The following is a 17,363-nucleotide window of genomic DNA, read 5'->3' as shown; positions in this document are numbered from 1 at the left end:
GAGCAGAAAATGAATGATTTCTTGCAGGTTCTAAGTTTTTTGTCCTGTACTTAGCCCCCAACCCCCCAATCTGGGGGACTTTAAGACAAAATTTCAATCCCCGCCCCAAAACAATTCCTTTGAGCTTCATCACCTGAGTACTGTATCCTGACCTTTCATCCCTCATCCCTCCTCGCGAAGCGGAACAAAGTTCTCCCTCATCCCTCATCCCTCATCCCTTCTTGAACTCCCATGATCTTTCCAGACTTTTCTCAGTTTTCTCAACTCGCACAACTGGGTAATTTTGTTCCGGTGTATCAGGAATGGGTTGCTGATTTGGATACGCCTGTGTCGGCGTGGTATCGCGTTTGTGCGGGGCAGCCGTATAGCTTTTTGTTGGAGTCGGTCGAAGGAGGAGAAACGCTGGGGCGGTATAGCTTTTTGGGGTGTGATCCGCAGTGGGTGCTGGAGGCGAAGGGCGATCGCACCATTCAGACTCATCGCGATGGCACTCAAGAATTCTTTCAGGGCGACCCGTTTGATACTCTATCCGAGTGTCTTGCGCCTTACCGTCCGGTTAAACTGCCTCAGCTACCTCCTGGAATTGGCGGACTGTTTGGCTTTTGGGGCTATGAGTTGATTCATTGGATCGAGCCGCGTGTCCCCGTTTATCCGACGAGTGAAACCGATCAACCGGATGGGTTGTGGATGCAGGTCGATCAGTTGCTGATCTTTGATCAAGTGAAGCGCAAAATTTGGGCGATCGCTTACGCTGACCTGCGAAACCCTGAGACGAATTTGGAACAGGCTTATCAACAAACGTGCGATCGGGTGACTCAACTCGTCCACAAGCTGCAATCGCCGCTGTCTGAGCAAGCCACTCTTTTATCGTGGAACTCTCCCGAATCGGGAAATCGCAGTCAAGCCGCTTCGTTTACCAGCAATACGACTCAGGCTGAATTTTGCGCCAACGTTGAAAAGGCGAAAGACCACATCAAAGCGGGCGATATCTTTCAGGTGGTGATTTCTCAGCGATTGTCTGCGGAATACAATGGTGATCCGTTTGGGTTGTATCGATCGCTGCGTCTGATCAATCCTTCGCCCTACATGGCTTATTTTAATTTTGGCGATTGGCAGATCATTGGCTCAAGTCCTGAAGTGATGGTGAAGGCAGACCGCTCGCCCGACCCCACTGCGCCCAAGATTGCAACGGTAAGACCGATCGCAGGCACTCGTCGTCGCGGCAAAACGCCCCAAGAAGATGATGCCCTCGCTCAAGATCTGCTGCAAGATCCCAAAGAGGTCGCAGAACACGTCATGCTGGTCGATCTGGGACGCAATGATTTGGGAAGGGTCTGTGTAAATGGTTCGGTGAGGGTGGATGAGTTGATGGTGATTGAGCGCTATTCTCACGTTATGCACATCGTCAGCAACGTGGTTGGAAAACTGTCACCTGATAAGACCGCCTGGGATTTGCTCAAAGCCTGTTTTCCCGCCGGGACGGTCAGCGGCGCACCCAAAATTCGGGCGATGGAAATTATTCACAATTTAGAACCGTGCCGTCGAGGAGTTTATTCGGGAGCCTATGGCTACTATGACTTTGAGGGGCAGTTGAATACGGCGATCGCCATTCGGACAATGGTGGTGCGATCTGAGGGTAATGGTAGGCATATTGTCAGCGTTCAAGCGGGGGCCGGGTTGGTGGCAGATTCTGAGCCAGAGAAGGAGTATGAGGAAACGTTGAATAAGGCGAGAGGATTGTTGGAGGCGATTCGGTGTTTGGGATGAGGGATGAAGAAGGGATGAGGGATGAGGGGTTGCCGCTGGCGGCACGCTTTGCGAGAGGGATGAAAAAAGATTTAGCATTCTAATTCTCGAAGCCTAATCGCTCGATCGGTAGACGGAGGATTTTGCAATCCGAACTACAACGGTAATAGGAATGTACTAAATCAACGTTGAAATCATGGCAGTCGAAGAACTTCGCAAGAGTGAAATGATGTCCCATCTAATGGATGCGTTAGACGAAGGGCAAGACATTGGACATTATGGAAGACTGGTTTTTGCAATGGTGGCGCGTCACTTTATGGAACAAGACGAGTTGATCGAATATTTGCAAAAAGATTCTGATTTTAGTCAGTCAGAAGCAAAGGCGCTCTATCAACAAGTGCAAGGAAAAGATTATAATCCGCCGAAGCGCGACCCCTTGCGGGTAACTCGAAGAGATCGCATTCTGGAATGGCAGAGTAATCAAGACTTTCCGATTTGCCCCAATGCTGATGATCCGGATGCTTGTAATGTTTATCGAGAGCTTCACTTCCCGGATCATGTGTATGAACACATCTCCAGCTACTACGAGCAAAAAGCGTAGTTTAGCTGTGTAGTTCAACCGTCTAGAAGCTTGTCTAGAAACGATGTCTGTAGGGATGAGTTAAGCAACATTCCTACAGACTTTTTTTGCGTTAGAACTGACCAGCCTTTATGGTACTTTTCTCAAAATTCCTTGTAGAACAGCGGTAATGGTACTCAGCGTTTTGTAACCTACTTGGTCAAATAGAACAACTATCTTATCGCCTTCATAACGCATCACCGTTCCTTGTCCCCAGGATTTGTGAATGACAAGGCTATCGAGTTCATAAGGTTTAAATCCGTCGTTGTTAGCAATGATTCCAGCTTTGCAGTTGTCGCATGTCTTGGAGCATTCATCAAACTGTTCGCCAAAGTAGTTTAGTAAGTATCGACGACGGCAATCTTTGACTTCTGCATAGCCGCGCATCATCTCTAATCGCGATCGCTCCACTTTGACTTTGCGTTCTTGTGCCTGTATCACGTCGTTGGCTGCTTTTTCTAAATCTGGCGCTCTGTCTGCTGTAAGAACTTCACCCGTTGGTAAAGACTCGATCGCGCCTGCGGTTTGCAGATGATTGAGGGCGGCTCGGAGTTTGGATTTGGAGAGGTCGGTTAGTTCTTGGAGGGTTTTGGGGTCGATCGGTTCACGCTGATGTTGTACGATTTGGGCAACTTGGGCGATTTGTTCGACAGCTAGTTTGCCGCCTCCAGAGAAGAATTTTCTCAGATTCAAATCGTCTGGTGTGTAGAACAGGACAGCATTCGCCGGATCACCATCTCGTCCAGCGCGTCCGATTTCCTGGTAATAAGAATCAACAGAATCACTGATGTTGTAATGAAACACAAAGCGTACATTTGGCTTATCGACTCCCATTCCAAAAGCTGTTGTTGCAACAATCACGTCTATGTTATCGTTCATGAAATCTGATTGAACCTGGTGACGTTCTTTTGATTTCATTCCAGCATGATAACTGGCTGCCTGAATGTCTGCTTGTTTGAGTAATTCTGTGATCTGTTCGGTTTCCTTTCGAGTTGCAGCGTAAACGATTCCTGGTTTTTCGGCTTGTTTAACTCGTTTAACAAAGACTTCGCGTTTTTCAGCTTCATCATCAAAGCGATCGACACTCAAAAAAATATTCGGTCGGTCAAATCCGCGCACAATCACTCGTGGATCTCGCATTCCCAAACGCTGCATAATCTCTTCTCGAACGGGCGGAGAAGCCGTCGCCGTCAGCGCCAAAATGGTGGGATGCCCGATCGCCTCAATCACCGTCCCCAGCCGCAGATAATCGGGTCGAAAGTTGTGACCCCATTCGCTAATACAGTGAGCTTCATCGATCACAAATAGAGAAGGTTTATTAGTTTGCAACAGCTCGATCGTATCCAGGTTATTAAACTGCTCAGGGGCGAGAAACAAAAACTCCAGTTCGCCACTTTGCCAGCGTTGAAAAACTTCTAGCCGCTCTGATGCCGAAATGGTGGAATTGAGAACCGCAGCATGACCAATTTTGTCTCGATCGTCGATCGCTTCTACTTGATCCTTCTGCAACGCTAACAAAGGAGAAATGACGATCGTCGCTCCTGGAGTCTCTTCGGCGGCGAGTTGATAAATGGCTGACTTTCCTGAGCCTGTCGGCATTACAGCCAGCGTGTCTTTGCCTTCTAGCAGCGATCGGATGGCGGCTTCTTGTCCGGGACGCAAATCATCATAACCGAGTCGTTCTTGTGCAATCTTCTGAATTAAATCTTTGCGTTTGCGCGTTCTAACCATTGTGATTAAGTCATCTCTGTGGCGAATTTTAATGTGACGTGAATTCGATAGAGTTTTTTCGCTTCGGTCTTTAACGCTTCTGCCCCCCAACCCCCCAAATCTGGGGGACTTTCGGACAGGATTTCTTGCTCAAAGTCCCCCAAACTTGGGGGATTTAGGGGGCTGCCTGGAGTGATCGCTACAGCGAGGGATTTCATCGAATTCACGTTAATCTGAAAATTTGGTTACCAAAACGTAGGGACATTACAGCTAACATCCCTACATCCAGCGTTTGAGATAGCGTTGAAGAACCTATCTATTATTCATTCCGCCTAGCAATACAAAAACTCCTAACGCAGCCGCAGTGAGGGCACCGATCGCTAAAGCCGGCCCCTTATCAATCATGTCGATCAGACTAGGAACTTCGAGTTTGCTAAAGTCGCCTTCTACTTTGTCGTATCCCTGAACTGGCTCGTACAGGTTGTTTGGGTCGTCTTCAGACTTGACATCGTTGGTCTTTTGTCCTTCAAAGGCGATCGCTAACAGCGCAGCGTCTACCAATCCTGGAGAAATGCGTTGGGCAACATCCAAAGCGCGACCCACATCACTCACAATGTAATCGCGAACGGGGTTTTCGGCGGCGTAGAGAATGGCATCTGTCACCAAACTCGCATCATAGTAAGGCGGAATTCCAGTCGGCTTGACCCCCAGTTTGGTCTTGCCTTTGTTGTAGAAAGGCGTGTTGATCACACCGGGCATAATGTTGGTGACGCTAATTGGAAAGCCTTCATGCTTAAGTTCGATTCGCAGGGCATCTAGAAAGCCGATCGTGCCGTGTTTTGAAGAAGAATAGGCACTTTGATAAGGCAGCGATCGCCGCCCTTCCATCGACGTAATGTGAATCAATGCGCCTCGGCCTTCTCTCTTTAAGTGAGGCAATGCAGCCATCGCACCATAGGCTTGACCCAACAAATTCACCTCAATAACGCGCTTGAATTCTTCAGGAGTCACATTGTCAAAAGTTGCAAACACAGAGGTCGCCGCCAAATGAACCCAAGTGTCAATGCGTCCAAATCGTTCAACTGCCTTATCTGCAATTTCTTTAACCTGATTGAAATCAGCAACGTCAGCAGGAACGGCGATCGCTTCTCCACCCTTTTGATGAATCTCTTCAACCAGCGTCGCTAATCCTTCTTTACTGCGAGCGGCCACGACGACTTTTGCGCCTTTTTCAGCCATCTTTAGCGCCGTATCTCGACCAATGCCGCTAGACGCTCCGACAATGACCGCAACTTGTTGACTAATCGGTTTCAAACTCATTTCTAATTCCTTGTTTTTAGTATTCGATCGGTTTGCTATTCAATATCCTCATCACCTTGCGAACTCATGATCTCGTCGAGTTCCATTTGGCGATCGCCATAGTCTTCTGAAGAGGTTGGTTCCAATTCCCAGCGGCGGTCGTCTCTTTGTTCCAAAATCTCATTGGTGCGGAGAAAAGCGCGATCGTCCATTTCCAAACCAACCGCTTTCCCTAGATCATCCACAATGTCCATATCAGGCGTGGAAACCGTTCCGCCCACAGATTCATCCCCGACTGCATTCGCTTGCTCATAGTCTGCATCAATGTCGCCGCCTGTGAGTTCGGGAGTTGCCTCGTTGAATTCGCTGGCACGATCGCGCATGGTGCGGCCACCGATCGTATAACCAGGCATCTCCTGCACACCCGTTCCATACGACTCAGTATATTCTTGCGGCACGTCGCCAAAATCTTGCTCGTCTTCGAGGGTTTCGTCGTCAATTTCATCCTCAACCGGAGCGCCAAAATTGTGGAGAGCCGACTCCAAATCGTCATTATCAGTGGGACTTCTCCGAGCCTGTTCTGCATCTGCCATAATTTTTGCTCCTATTCGCCTAGATGAATGCAAGGTAACGAATCTTTGCGAATCTCAAAATCTTCAAATAGGCAGAGAACCAGTCGCCCAAAGTCTAAATCTACCGTGAGAGTGAGAACGGCTTATCCCCCTGGAATGAGGAGCGCGATCGCTCTGTTAACCTAGTCTTATTGGCTGGAGAGGTGACAACAGGAGACTTCCAGACATGGACACGAATGGTCAAGAAATGAGCAAAAAGCGCGTCGCCATTCTGATCGAGCAAGGGGTTGAGGATTCAGAATTTCAGCTTCCTTACAATGCGCTCAAAAAAGCGGGAGCCGAAGTTGTCGTACTAGGTTCTCGGATGAATGAAGCGTACAAAGGCAAGCAGGAAAAGGTGTCGATCGAAGCGGATGCTACCACTACTGAAGCGATCGCCGCTGACTTTGACGCAGTAATTATTCCCGGCGGCATGGCTCCTGACAAAATGCGAACCAACATGAAGACTGTTCGGTTTGTCAAGGATGCAATGGAAGCGGGCGTTTTGGTTGCTTCTGTGTGTCACGGGCCGCAGGTTTTGATCGAAGGCGATCTGCTCAAAGGGGTGAGAGCAACTGGATTTCGGGCCATCCGCAAAGATATGCAAAATGCGGGAGCCGAGTTTGTAGACGAACCGTTAGTAATTGATGACAACCTGATCACATCGCGTCGTCCCGGCGATTTACCGATTTTCACCACCGCAATTTTGACTCATTTGGGACTTGCGCTGCCCGATACAACGCTGCCCGATGTGGGCGATGCCGACGCAGGCTGGTGGAAACTGGGCGAAGAGTGGGGCGGATCGAGCAAGAGCGAAATCGTGAACGCAATTAACACGGCGATCGCAGGTGAGCGTTACGGATTAGAAGTATTCGACAACTACGCCAAAAACGCCACCGACGAAGCCATGGCCGAGTTGTTTCAAGACATTCGCGCCAACAAACAGCGTCACATTCAAATGCTAGAAGCTCGGTTAGAAGTATTGGGCGAAAAAACTTCTCTACAAGCCACAGCCAGCGCTGCTTTAGCGAGTTTAAAAAACTTCTTCCAAACCCGTCAAAGTGACAGTGAAGTGTTGCGTCGCGCCCTGGGTGACTTGCAAACAGGCGTAGTAGACACCTACAACCTGAGAAACAAAATCACCGATCCCGCGACTGTCGAACTCTTTGACCAAATGGAAGTCACTCTGTCAAAAGACGAACAGCGCATTGCCAATCTGTACAAAGATCGCTTGAATGCCAGCGTTCCTCAGCCTCCGATGCCGACTAGCAGACCTGCGGTTAGTGGCTAAGAAGTCATCGTTTTAAGTCTTGGGTTTTAAGGTGAAATTTTTCGCTTAAAACTCAAGACTCTTACAGTAAATAACTCACTAGAAAAATCACCAAAGAAATCATCATGGAAACAGAATCGTCAAAGACTAATCCAGCCGAAGAGCAACAGACAGGCGTATCTGATAAAGAACGCTGGGCATCTATTATCGGTGGTAGTGCAATGGTGCTATCAGGATTGAGTCAGCGATCGCTTCGGGGAGTCCTAACTGCGATCGCAGGCGGAACGCTGGCTTACCACGGCGCGAAAGCAGATAAAAGCCTGACCGAAAAAGTTGGTGATGCCGTCGGTGCCAATAAATCGATCAAAGTTGAGAAGACCGTCACCATCAAAAAATCGGCAGAAGAACTCTACAACTACTGGCACGATTTTGAAAACCTGCCCAACTTTATGAAGCATGTCGAATCGGTGAAAGTGATCGATCTGCGTCGTTCTCACTGGGTTGCCAAAGCGCCGATGGGTCAAACCGTTGAGTGGGATGCTGACATCATCAACGACCAGCCAAACCAACTGATCGCCTGGGCCTCGATCGACGGCGCTGATATCGAGAATTCTGGTTTTGTGCGCTTTACCCCTGCACCGGGCGATCGGGGCACCGAAGTCAAAGTTGTGATGGAATACGACATTCCGGGCGGCATGGTCACGGCTGCACTGGCCAAACTTTTTGGCGAAGAACCCGAACAACAAATCGGTGACGAACTGCGCCGCTTTAAACAACTGATGGAAGCGGGAGAAATTGCTACGACAGAAGGGCAGCCGAGGGGGTAAATGAAGGGATGAGGGATGAGGGGTTGCCGCTGGCGGCACGCTTTGCGAGAGGGATGAAGTAAGAGATTTTTAGGAGAGACTTTATCCTTTGCTTCAAGGGCATGTTCTTGCGAAGTCAAAGTCCCCCAGAATGGGGGATTTAGGGGGCGAAAATCTGTACCAACAACACGTAAATTTGGTGCAAGTGCTGATTCCTTTTTCCCTCTCTTTGATTAGCAACATTAAATCCAATTTAAATCAATAGAGGAACTGGTCATTCAATGAAAGCGGTCTGTTGGCATGGTGCAAATGATGTGCGGGTCGAAACTGTTCCTGATCCGACGATCTTGAATCCGCGTGATGCAATTCTCAAGGTGACGGCGACGACGATTTGTGGGTCGGATCTTCATATCTATGATGGTTACATTCCCTCGATGCAGCCGGGTGACATTATCGGTCACGAATTTATTGGCGAAGTGGTCGAGATTGGCAGAGAGGTTAAGAAGTTGAAGAAGGGCGATCGGGTCGTCGTTTCCTCAATTATTGGCTGTGGACATTGCCATTACTGTAGTCGTCAGCAGTGGTCGTTGTGCGATAACTCCAATCCCAATGGGGCGCTACAAGAACCGCTTTTTGGATTTGGGACGGCGGCAATTTTTGGTTATTCTCACTTGTTTGGTGGCTTTGCAGGCTCTCAGGCAGAGTACATAAGAATTCCGTTTGCCGATCATGGGGCTGTTAAGATTCCCGACGGACTGACCGATGAGCAGGCGCTTCCCGTTTCGGATGCTTTTCCGACTGGATACATGGGCGCAGAACTTTGTGACATTCAGCTTGGAGATACGGTCGCCGTCTGGGGCTGTGGGCCCGTGGGACAGTTTGCGATTCGCAGTGCCTACATGCTGGGCGCAGAACGGGTCATCGCCATCGATCGCGTCCCCGAACGGCTGCAACTCGCGAAAGAAAAAAGCGGCGCTGAAGTGATTAACTACGAAGAAGTCGATGCAGGCGATGCGCTCAAGGAAATGACGGGCGGACGCGGGCCAGATGCTTGTCTCGATGCCGTTGGACTGGAAGCGCACGGGATGGGTCTAATGGGCTTCTACGATGAGGCAAAGCAAGCGGTCAGATTGGAGACCGATCGCCCTCACGTTTTGCGGCAAATGATGGTCGCCTGTCGCAAAGGCGGAACCGTGTCGGTAATGGGAGTCTACGGCGGATTTGTGGACAAGATGCCATTTGGAGCGGCCTTTAACAAAGGATTGACGCTGAAAATGGGACAAATGCACGGACAGCGATATATGCCGATGCTACTCGATCGCGCCCTCAACGGTGAAATTGACCCCTCTTATGTCTTCACTCATCACATGCCGCTAACTCAGGCCAAAGAAGCCTACGAAATGTTTAAGCACAAGCAAGATAAGTGCATCAAAGTTGTCCTTCGACCTTAAACCATTTCTATTTGTAACCATGACTCAACTCATCCGAACGATTACAACTCTTCTCGCCAGCGCTGCGCTGTTTGTGGGCATTCTATTTAGCACGAATGGAGTGCAAGCTATGGCGGCTGTGACTCCCCAAGGAGCGAAGGAAATTATTGAGCAATCCAGCAGTGTCCAAGACGCAGGCGAAAAGCTCAAAGCGCTTGATTCTTCTGAGAAAGTTCGCAATCATCAAACACTTGACACGACAAAAGATGTCTATCGCGCAGACAACGAACAAACATTCGTGAACAATCGCCGTGACGAATCGATCCGCAACACGGGTAACAAGCTCAAAGACATCGCTGAAACGGTCAAAGAAAAACTCAATTTAGACGAGCCAATTCCCGACAGTACCAAAGAGTTTATCAATGATGTCGAGAACGCTGTTGATAACACAGTTGGTAAAGTTTCAGGAGAAAAGCCTGGATACTATAAAGCAAATTAATCAACGCTGGATTGATTACTGAATAGATAAAAGTCGGTAGTGGGTGCTAACAATCTCCCATTGCCGATTATCCATTACCAAAATCGCTACGAAATCGCTAGGAGAATCCATAAATGAAAGCAGTTTGCTGGCATGGCGCAACCGATGTTCGCGTAGACAACGTGCCCGATCCCAAAATTCTTAATCCCCGTGATGCCATTGTTAAAATCACTTCGACGGCCATTTGTGGCTCTGATTTGCACCTTTACGATGGGTATATCCCCAGTATGCAGTCGGGCGATATTATGGGTCACGAATTTATGGGAGAAATCGTCGAACTCGGTTCTGCTGTCAAGAATCTGAGCATTGGCGATCGTGTAGTCGTCCCGTTCACAATCTCGTGCGGAAGCTGTTATTTTTGTAACAAAACACTGTGGTCGCTGTGTGATAATTCCAATCCCAATGCATTCATGGCCGAGGCGCTGTATGGATACTCTGCGGCTGGATTGTTTGGGTATTCTCACATTTTTGGCGGGTATGCAGGCGGTCAAGCGGAATATGCTCGCGTCCCGTTTGCCGATACAGGCTTATTCAAGATTCCAGACGGCTTGACGGATGAGCAAGTGCTGTTTCTAACCGACATTTTTCCGACGGGCTATATGGCAGCCGAAAACTGCAACATTAAGCCCGGAGATAGTGTCGCCGTCTGGGGTTGTGGGCCAGTCGGACAGTTTGCGATCAAGAGTGCTTTCTTGCTGGGAGCCGAGCGAGTGTACGCCATCGATCGCGTCCCCGAACGCCTCAAAATGGCCAAAGAACAGGCAGGTGCCACCGAAGTCATCAACTACGAAGAAATGGACGCAGGCGAAGCGCTCAAGGAACTCACCGGAGGACGCGGCCCAGATGCCTGTATCGATGCGGTCGGCATGGAGGCACACGGAGTCGGGCCAGATTTTTTGTATGATCGCGTCAAGCAAGCCGTCCGGCTGGAAACCGATCGCCCCACTGCCCTGCGCCAAGTGATCGTCTCCTGTAGTAAAGGCGGAACCGTTTCGCTGCCGGGAGTTTACGGGGGCTTTTTGGACAAGATTCCGATGGGTGCCGCCTTCAACAAGGGCTTGACCTTTAAAATGGGACAAACCCACGTTCACCGCTACCTGAAACCGTTGTTAGAACACATTCAGAACGGTGACATCGATCCGACTTTCATCATTACGCACACGATGTCGATCGACGAAGCGCCAAAAGGCTACGAGATCTTCAAACACAAAAAAGATAACTGCATCAAAATTGTGCTGAAGCCATAAGAGATCGAAGCGATTACAGACTATACAATACAGGGGTGAATGGTAGAGAAATCAAAACCGTTCACCCTTCTGTGTATTTTTGGATTAGCTTCGTCCCGTGACGGACAATCCATCGACAATCACAGAAGGCGTAAAACAAGACCCATTCCAATCAGCGTCGCCACCCAATTCGATCAAATTCTTCAACGCTGTGTAGACGTTACCAGAAACCATCGTATCCTTGACTCTGCCGACGATCTGACCTTTTTGAATCCGATAACCCAAGTCCACATTGATCGAAAATTCGCCAGAGATCCCAGAGCCGCCGCCCAACATTTGATCCAAAATCAATCCGTCTTCGATTCCTGCCACCAATTCGGCAAACGATTTTGTTCCCTGACTGATCAATAGATTGAACAAACCTGGATTTGGATAGCTGCCCAAACCGGGACGGAAACCATTTCCTGTTGTGCCACTGCCCAAAAGATTTCCCGTTGTGCGATCGGCATAAAACAACTGCAAAACGCCCCGATCGAGAAACGTAATCGCACGAGTCGCCGTTCCTTCATCATCAAACGGACAGCTAAACGGGCCAGCATGGGGTTCTTGTTTAATCGTAATTGCCTCAGAGGTGACGAGTTCATTTAAGCGATCGCTCCACGGGGAAGCCCCTTCGATCACCTGTTTGCCATTCAACGCCGCCTGCACAGTGCCCCACAGCATATCCGCCGCCTTGGATGTGAAGAGAATGGGAACCCGACCGATCGGCGGTGCGACGTTTTCTTTGGCCCATTCCAATCGCTGCATCACTTGTTGAGCCACCAAAACAGGGTCAAGGCTGTCTCTCAAGGTTTGCCCATCGCTTACATTCAAAAAATCTTCATCCCGAATCCACTCGACTTCTAGATAGCCACTCAGCGTATTGTCGGTATAGCCACAGTCCAGACCATTGGAGTTGATCAAGCGAGTGCTTTCTGCCTCACATTCCCAACCCCCCGCACACAGCACTTCGGGATACTGTTCGCGCACCAGTTCGATCGCTTGTTTGCCCCAATCTACCAACTGCTCAACCGGAACCACTTTGCCCAAATCGGGGTAGTGCATCTGAGACGCGGGAGCCAGTTCGATCGCTTCCGGTTCATTAAGCTGGCTGAGGGCGATCGCGCGATCAACTAAATCCTGAGCTTCCACATCGCCATAGGCTACTACCAATCCAGGACGGCCGCCTTTCCAGAGCCGGAGAGCCGTTCCCTCAGACTCAGCGCTTTCGAGTTGCTTTAGCCGATTTGCCTCAAAGTAAACCGGGCGAGACAACGATCGTGACTGAAAAACTTCTGCTGATTCAGCGCCCGATCGCGCAGCCAACTCTAACAATTGTTCTAACAACATGTTCGATAGATTTGAGTTTTGCGAATATGGGGTCTGCTAATCACCCTACGCCAAATTGATCTCTTGTAATAACCAAAATCCAGCAAAGGCTTCTACATCAGGACTGGACTGAATCGCCAAAAAATGAACCTGCTGCGATCGCGCCTTCGACGCTTCAAACGCTTGAGCCTCCACCTTGGTTTTGGCATCAATGCTGGTGAGAATCCAGCGATCGCTAACGCCCGTTTCGAGCAGCAATCGGGTCGAAGATTCGCTGTCAAATTTAACCGCCGCCATCTCTAATCCAGACATCCAGGCCGCCATTGGCACTGCACGAGGTGAGTAGATGATCAACCCCGGAATCGGCGTGTCTGCCTCAAGTCCTGCTATCTTGACCGGAAAAGTTTCGCCAAAGTCGATCGACCATTCATTTAAGTCGTCAAAGGCACTGGCTTCGAGGGTAGCAAACGTCCATTTTTGACCAATCAGCGCATCGGGCAACGGTTGAGGAGGCGTCGTTGGAAATATGACAGAAGCGTTCTTTCCAGGCTGATAACCGGGATGTTGAGGATAAGTGTTTTCCATGCGATCGCGCAGCCATTGACTCAGAGCGATCGTGCGGCGACTCAGTTGAGAGGGAATTTCCAGATCCTTACAGGAAGTCGTGATCATGTTATTCATTGCCTGTCGAAAGAAGCGAATTTTGTCGGGCGGATTAGGCGCACGAGAAATGGCTTCCGCGATCGCCGTCTTCAACCAAACCGAATTCACCTGCGTACTCGGACAGTATTCCGAATAGCGAAATAGGGAGTCGATCGACACATCAATCCGAGTCGGACTTTCGCAGATCAGAACCTCCCAAACTTTCTTCTTCTGATCATCCAGAATCGGACGAGAGTAATAATCGAGTTCCCAAATGGTAGTCATGAGAGGAGTGAGGAGTGAGGAGTGAGGTGTGAGGTGTGAGGTGTGAGGTGTGAGGTGTGAGGTGTGAGAAGAGAAGAATTACAGGGGGGGTCTGTTTTGTTTTTGAATTAAGGATTTGCGAAGACCGATTAGCATCTTGTCAATGTTTGAGAGGGCTTCATCAAGTCGGAGATAGTCTTGGTCTGATAGATACCCTAGACGGTGACAGATTTCTAGTTGAGTATCCAACTCGCTAACAGAAGCGATAGCAATTCTCATGAACTGAACAAATTCTGTCGTTCCTCTAGCTGCTCCTTCAGCCAAATTGCTAGACACGGAGACGGCAGCACGGCGCATTTGAGAGGTTAATCCATAACGTTCGTCAGCAGGAAACTGACCTGTCACCTTATAAATCTCAGTCGCAAAGTCAATACTTTTATGCCACACATTCAGTTGTCTATGTGGCTTGTCCATAATTTCTCCTCACTCCTCACTCCTCACTCTCTTCCTACAGATTGCTGCGGGCCCGATCGCTTCTCGATTCCGCTTCTTCCATCACTTGCGCCATGTTTTCGGTCATTTCTCCAGGGAAGTTTTCGAGAACTTTGGTAGACAGCGAAACGCGACCTCTGCCTTCGTCAAGATCGACAATCATCGCTTTGATCACTTGCCCAACCTCTAATAGAGACGGCAGCGACGCAATGTAGTTTTTGCTGATTTGATTGATGTGCAGCAGACCTGTCGAACCGTCGAATTCGATAAACGCGCCAAACGGTTTGAGACTAGCCACTTTGCCTTCAATCAGTTGACCGACTTGAAGCTGGCTAAAGTTTGCTGCACGAGCCGCGAGACGATTGGAGAGAACCAGCTTGTTGCGATCGCGATCTGCTTCTAAAAACGTCGCCGTCAAAGTCTGACCCTTGAGAGCATCCAGATTTTCTCGCTCAACCAGGTGCGATCGCGGAATAAACCCTCTCAATCCCTGCAAGTCAACCGTCACGCCGCCTTTATTCGTCCCAGTCACGCGCACCTGAACGCTCTGATTATTCGCCTGCATGTCTGCCAGACTATCCCAGACTTTCTTAATTTCTAGCTGGCGCAGCGAAAGGGTGACTTGTCCATTTTCATCTTGTTCACGGATGATGAGAAAGTCCCGATCTTCGTCAGTCGGCAAAACGGTCGAAACATCACTGATCTCGCACACACTGGCTTCCTGGGCTGGTAGAAATGCCGGAGACTTGCCCCCAATGTCTATCAACGCGCCGCCGCTTTCATAGCTAAAAACTCTTCCTTGAACGATCTGCCCCTTGGCAAACTGGTAGTCGTGTTGCTCCAGCGCCTTTGCAAAATCGTCCATTGAGAAAGCTGCATCGTTCGATCGAGACTGAGTTGATTTGTTCATAACCACTGAAATGAAGCCCTCAGCGAGTGAGGTAAATTTGCTGATATTGCCAGTTTAATACGGTGAGGAGTGAGGAGTGAGGAGTCGGAAGGGTTAAGTTTTGAGCATCCAGTTCTCAATTCTGAATTTTAGTTTCATCCCTCATCCCTCCAAAAAGTTCCTTGACGTGTTCCCAGGCATCGATCGCTGCTTCTGAACTGTAATCCGATCGCTGATCACAAAAAAATCCATGCCCTGTCTCATACCGAAAAACCCGATGAGCGTCAGAACATTTCTGCAATTCCGTCTCAACCTGGTCAATTTGCTCTATCGGAATTAGCGGATCTTGAGTGCCATAGAAAGCGTAAAGCCTTCCCTGAATTTTGGAAGTGTGAGCGATCGTCGGCACCCCGCCACCCGGAGTCATCATCGCAATGCCCGCCCCGTAAAAAGAAGCAGTAGCCTTGATTTCGGGCAGAGTTGCTGCTAAATAAGCGACGTGTCCCGCAAAGCAAAACCCGATCGCGCCAATGACATTCCCGTTTACTGAGGGTAATGTGCGAAGGTAAGCGATCGTCGCCTGAATATCACTCAACAGTTCAGTTGCTTGAGTTTGCTCTTTGTAAATTCGTCCCTGTTTCGTCTCAGATTCGCTGTAACCGATTTCAAAACCGGGAGCCGTGCGCTGAAAAATGGCAGGAGCGATCGCTACATAGCCTTCTCTGGCAAGTCGAGCAGTCACGTCCCGGATATGCGAATTTACGCCAAAAATTTCTTGAATGACGACGATCGCGCCATAGGTTCCTGATGCAGATGGCTCTGCTAAATAAGCATCAATTTGTAATGATTCGTTGGAAATCTTTGTATGAGTTGCCCGGATTTCTGTCTGAGTCATAAAAGCAAGGAATGGTATCGTTTGAGTTAGAAACTTTATCATCATACTGATTTACTTAACTGAAGTTTTAAGCGCCGTTGAAACTGATTTGAACTCACTCTTTTAATACACACTGAAGTGTTTTTACAGCAGTTTTTATCAAGAAGATTGAGTGAAATTACCAAGCAGGCTGCCCTCTGTAGGATTGCTTAGACCAGCATAAAAGCTCAGAACAATTACTGACGATGAGAGGTAAATACAAATACAACGTAGAAAAAACACCAGACTACTTCAGAAATCAGGCATCTAAAATGGTAGGAATAGTAAGCAGATTCCAAAGGGAATCGTCACACTAAATTCATTCTTCGAGCAGTCTTGAGGCGCTGGCATGGTGCAATTTCATATTCAGCCTGATAGTGATATCCCGGCATCGACACAGCTATATAACCAAATATTGTTTGCGATCGCATCGCGACAATTTCCCCCTGGGCACCGTTTGCCAAGTACTCGTCAATTAGCCATGCAGACTGGGCTGCACCGAAACACGATTAGCAAGGTTTATCGTCAACTCGAAGAAGCAGGCGTTGTCGATGCTCAAGCGGGTTCTGGAATTTACGTTCGAGATCAAGGGCACGATGCAGGCACGATCGCAAAGTCTCCTCTGCTTGACCAATATCCGCAGGCACACAAACTGATCCAAAACAGCCTGGATGAGTTGCTCAAACAAGGGTGCTCTCTGGGGCAGGCGCGTGAGCTATTTTTGGCAGAAATGGACTGGCGACTACGCTGTAGCGCTCAAGTGTTGGTGACGACCCCCAATCACGATTTGGCCAATGGGGAAGTCATTTTGCGAGAGTTAGAAAAAGCCCTCAACATTCCGATGCAGCTTGTGCCAATGGAAGAATTGAGTCAGGTGCTTGACCAGACGCGATCGAGTACAGTGGTCACCAGTCGATACTTCATCGCGCAGGCAGAAGGAATCGCCGCTCCTCGATCAGCCCGTGTGATCCCCGTAGACATCTACGATTTTGAAAAAGAACTGAAGCTGATCAAAGGGCTACCCAAAGGGACGTGTCTAGGAATTGTGAGCTTGAGTTCTGGGACAGTGGGCGTAGCTGAGGTGATCATTCACAGCTTGCGCGGCGACGACTTACTCGTAATGACGGCTCAACTGGGTGACAAGTACAAGTTAGATGCGATCGTTCGCAGTGCCCACACGATTATTAGCGATGAGGCAAGTTATCCGACGGTTCGTGCGACCATTTCAGCCTCCAGAGATGACATTATTCGTCCACCTCAGTTGATTCGCTGCGAAAATCTGGTAGCCAGCAAGTCGATTAATTTACTCAAGCGAGAGTTGGGATTGGAGTAAGCGATCGTTTCTAATCGTGAAATTCAACATCCTCGATTTTTTAGAAAAGTCGGGGATTTTTGATTTGAGAAGTTCCACAGTGTGAGATTACTTAGAAAGACAGGATTCTCGATTCAAAGTCCATTACTGACGGGGGATAAGGGATTGCCCAGATTAACGTGAATTCGATAGAGTTTTTTCGCTTCGGTATTTAACGCTTCTGCCCCC

Annotated in this window: 17 protein-coding genes; 8 read left to right on the top strand and 9 right to left on the bottom strand. The window is 49.0% G+C overall.

All coding sequences use genetic code 11. The features are described from left to right. The first annotated feature begins 231 nt into the window (after positions 1–231). Positions 232–1,767 (top strand): anthranilate synthase component I, encoded by a 1,536-nt coding sequence (gene trpE / locus ACKFKF_RS29405; RefSeq protein ID WP_446870924.1) that lies wholly within the window; start codon positions 232–234, stop codon positions 1,765–1,767. A 175-nt stretch (positions 1,768–1,942) separates the two neighbouring features. Then, positions 1,943–2,347 (top strand): hypothetical protein, encoded by a 405-nt coding sequence (locus ACKFKF_RS29400; RefSeq protein ID WP_446870923.1) that lies wholly within the window; start codon positions 1,943–1,945, stop codon positions 2,345–2,347. 108 nt (positions 2,348–2,455) lie between these two features. On the opposite strand, the gene ACKFKF_RS29395 is transcribed toward ACKFKF_RS29400, so the two are convergent. From ACKFKF_RS29395 to ACKFKF_RS29380, 4 genes are all read right to left on the bottom strand, one after another. Beyond that, a complete protein-coding gene (locus ACKFKF_RS29395) occupies positions 2,456–4,096 on the bottom strand; it encodes a RecQ family ATP-dependent DNA helicase (protein WP_446870922.1) in 1,641 nt (546 codons plus the stop codon). A gap of 5 nt (positions 4,097–4,101) precedes the next feature. Further along, entirely contained in the window at positions 4,102–4,293 is a 192-nt protein-coding gene (locus tag ACKFKF_RS29390; RefSeq protein WP_446870921.1) for a hypothetical protein, read from the bottom strand. A 94-nt stretch (positions 4,294–4,387) separates the two neighbouring features. Continuing rightward, positions 4,388–5,395, bottom strand: a complete 1,008-nt coding sequence (locus tag ACKFKF_RS29385) for an SDR family oxidoreductase (protein WP_446870920.1) — start codon at positions 5,393–5,395, stop codon at positions 4,388–4,390. A gap of 35 nt (positions 5,396–5,430) precedes the next feature. After that, a complete protein-coding gene (locus ACKFKF_RS29380; RefSeq protein ID WP_446870919.1) occupies positions 5,431–5,967 on the bottom strand; it encodes a DUF6335 family protein in 537 nt (178 codons plus the stop codon). A gap of 205 nt (positions 5,968–6,172) precedes the next feature. Between ACKFKF_RS29380 and ACKFKF_RS29375 the strand changes: the two genes are divergently transcribed. The 5 genes from ACKFKF_RS29375 (at position 6,173) to ACKFKF_RS29355 (ending at position 11,276) form a co-directional block, all read left to right on the top strand. Next, positions 6,173–7,276, top strand: coding sequence for a DJ-1/PfpI/YhbO family deglycase/protease (locus tag ACKFKF_RS29375; RefSeq protein ID WP_446870918.1), 1,104 nt, complete (start codon positions 6,173–6,175; stop codon positions 7,274–7,276). 104 nt (positions 7,277–7,380) lie between these two features. Beyond that, the gene (locus ACKFKF_RS29370) at positions 7,381–8,082 is read left to right on the top strand and encodes an SRPBCC family protein (protein ID WP_446858593.1); all 702 of its coding nucleotides are present in this window, start codon (positions 7,381–7,383) and stop codon (positions 8,080–8,082) included. A gap of 260 nt (positions 8,083–8,342) precedes the next feature. Further along, positions 8,343–9,512 carry a zinc-dependent alcohol dehydrogenase gene (locus tag ACKFKF_RS29365; RefSeq protein ID WP_446870916.1) on the top strand — a complete coding sequence of 390 codons (1,170 nt, stop codon included), beginning with the start codon at positions 8,343–8,345 and terminating at the stop codon, positions 9,510–9,512. Between the two features lie 19 nt (positions 9,513–9,531). Beyond that, positions 9,532–9,990 (top strand): hypothetical protein, encoded by a 459-nt coding sequence (locus ACKFKF_RS29360; protein ID WP_446870915.1) that lies wholly within the window; start codon positions 9,532–9,534, stop codon positions 9,988–9,990. A gap of 113 nt (positions 9,991–10,103) precedes the next feature. Next, complete coding sequence (locus ACKFKF_RS29355; RefSeq protein ID WP_446870914.1) at positions 10,104–11,276, top strand: zinc-dependent alcohol dehydrogenase; 1,173 nt, start codon at positions 10,104–10,106, stop codon at positions 11,274–11,276. A gap of 84 nt (positions 11,277–11,360) precedes the next feature. Here ACKFKF_RS29355 and ACKFKF_RS29350 read toward each other — a convergent pair whose 3' ends face one another. From ACKFKF_RS29350 to ACKFKF_RS29330, 5 genes are all read right to left on the bottom strand, one after another. After that, the gene (locus tag ACKFKF_RS29350; RefSeq protein ID WP_446858597.1) at positions 11,361–12,644 is read right to left on the bottom strand and encodes a TldD/PmbA family protein; all 1,284 of its coding nucleotides are present in this window, start codon (positions 12,642–12,644) and stop codon (positions 11,361–11,363) included. A gap of 45 nt (positions 12,645–12,689) precedes the next feature. After that, a complete protein-coding gene (locus ACKFKF_RS29345) occupies positions 12,690–13,550 on the bottom strand; it encodes a Tab2 family RNA-binding protein (protein WP_446870913.1) in 861 nt (286 codons plus the stop codon). A 78-nt stretch (positions 13,551–13,628) separates the two neighbouring features. Then, complete coding sequence (locus ACKFKF_RS29340; RefSeq protein WP_446870912.1) at positions 13,629–14,003, bottom strand: four helix bundle protein; 375 nt, start codon at positions 14,001–14,003, stop codon at positions 13,629–13,631. A gap of 34 nt (positions 14,004–14,037) precedes the next feature. After that, positions 14,038–14,931 (bottom strand): S1 RNA-binding domain-containing protein, encoded by an 894-nt coding sequence (locus tag ACKFKF_RS29335; protein WP_446870911.1) that lies wholly within the window; start codon positions 14,929–14,931, stop codon positions 14,038–14,040. A 115-nt stretch (positions 14,932–15,046) separates the two neighbouring features. Beyond that, positions 15,047–15,805 (bottom strand): dienelactone hydrolase family protein, encoded by a 759-nt coding sequence (locus ACKFKF_RS29330; RefSeq protein WP_446870909.1) that lies wholly within the window; start codon positions 15,803–15,805, stop codon positions 15,047–15,049. Between the two features lie 367 nt (positions 15,806–16,172). Here ACKFKF_RS29330 and ACKFKF_RS29325 point away from each other — a divergent pair, with 367 nt between their 5' ends. Next, entirely contained in the window at positions 16,173–17,156 is a 984-nt protein-coding gene (locus ACKFKF_RS29325) for a GntR family transcriptional regulator (protein WP_446858601.1), read from the top strand. Positions 17,157–17,363 lie beyond the last annotated feature (207 nt).

The organism is Phormidesmis sp. 146-12 (genome assembly GCF_052939495.1).
Note: the sequence above shows the minus strand (reverse complement) of the source record. Positions and strands in the feature narration are given on the sequence as shown.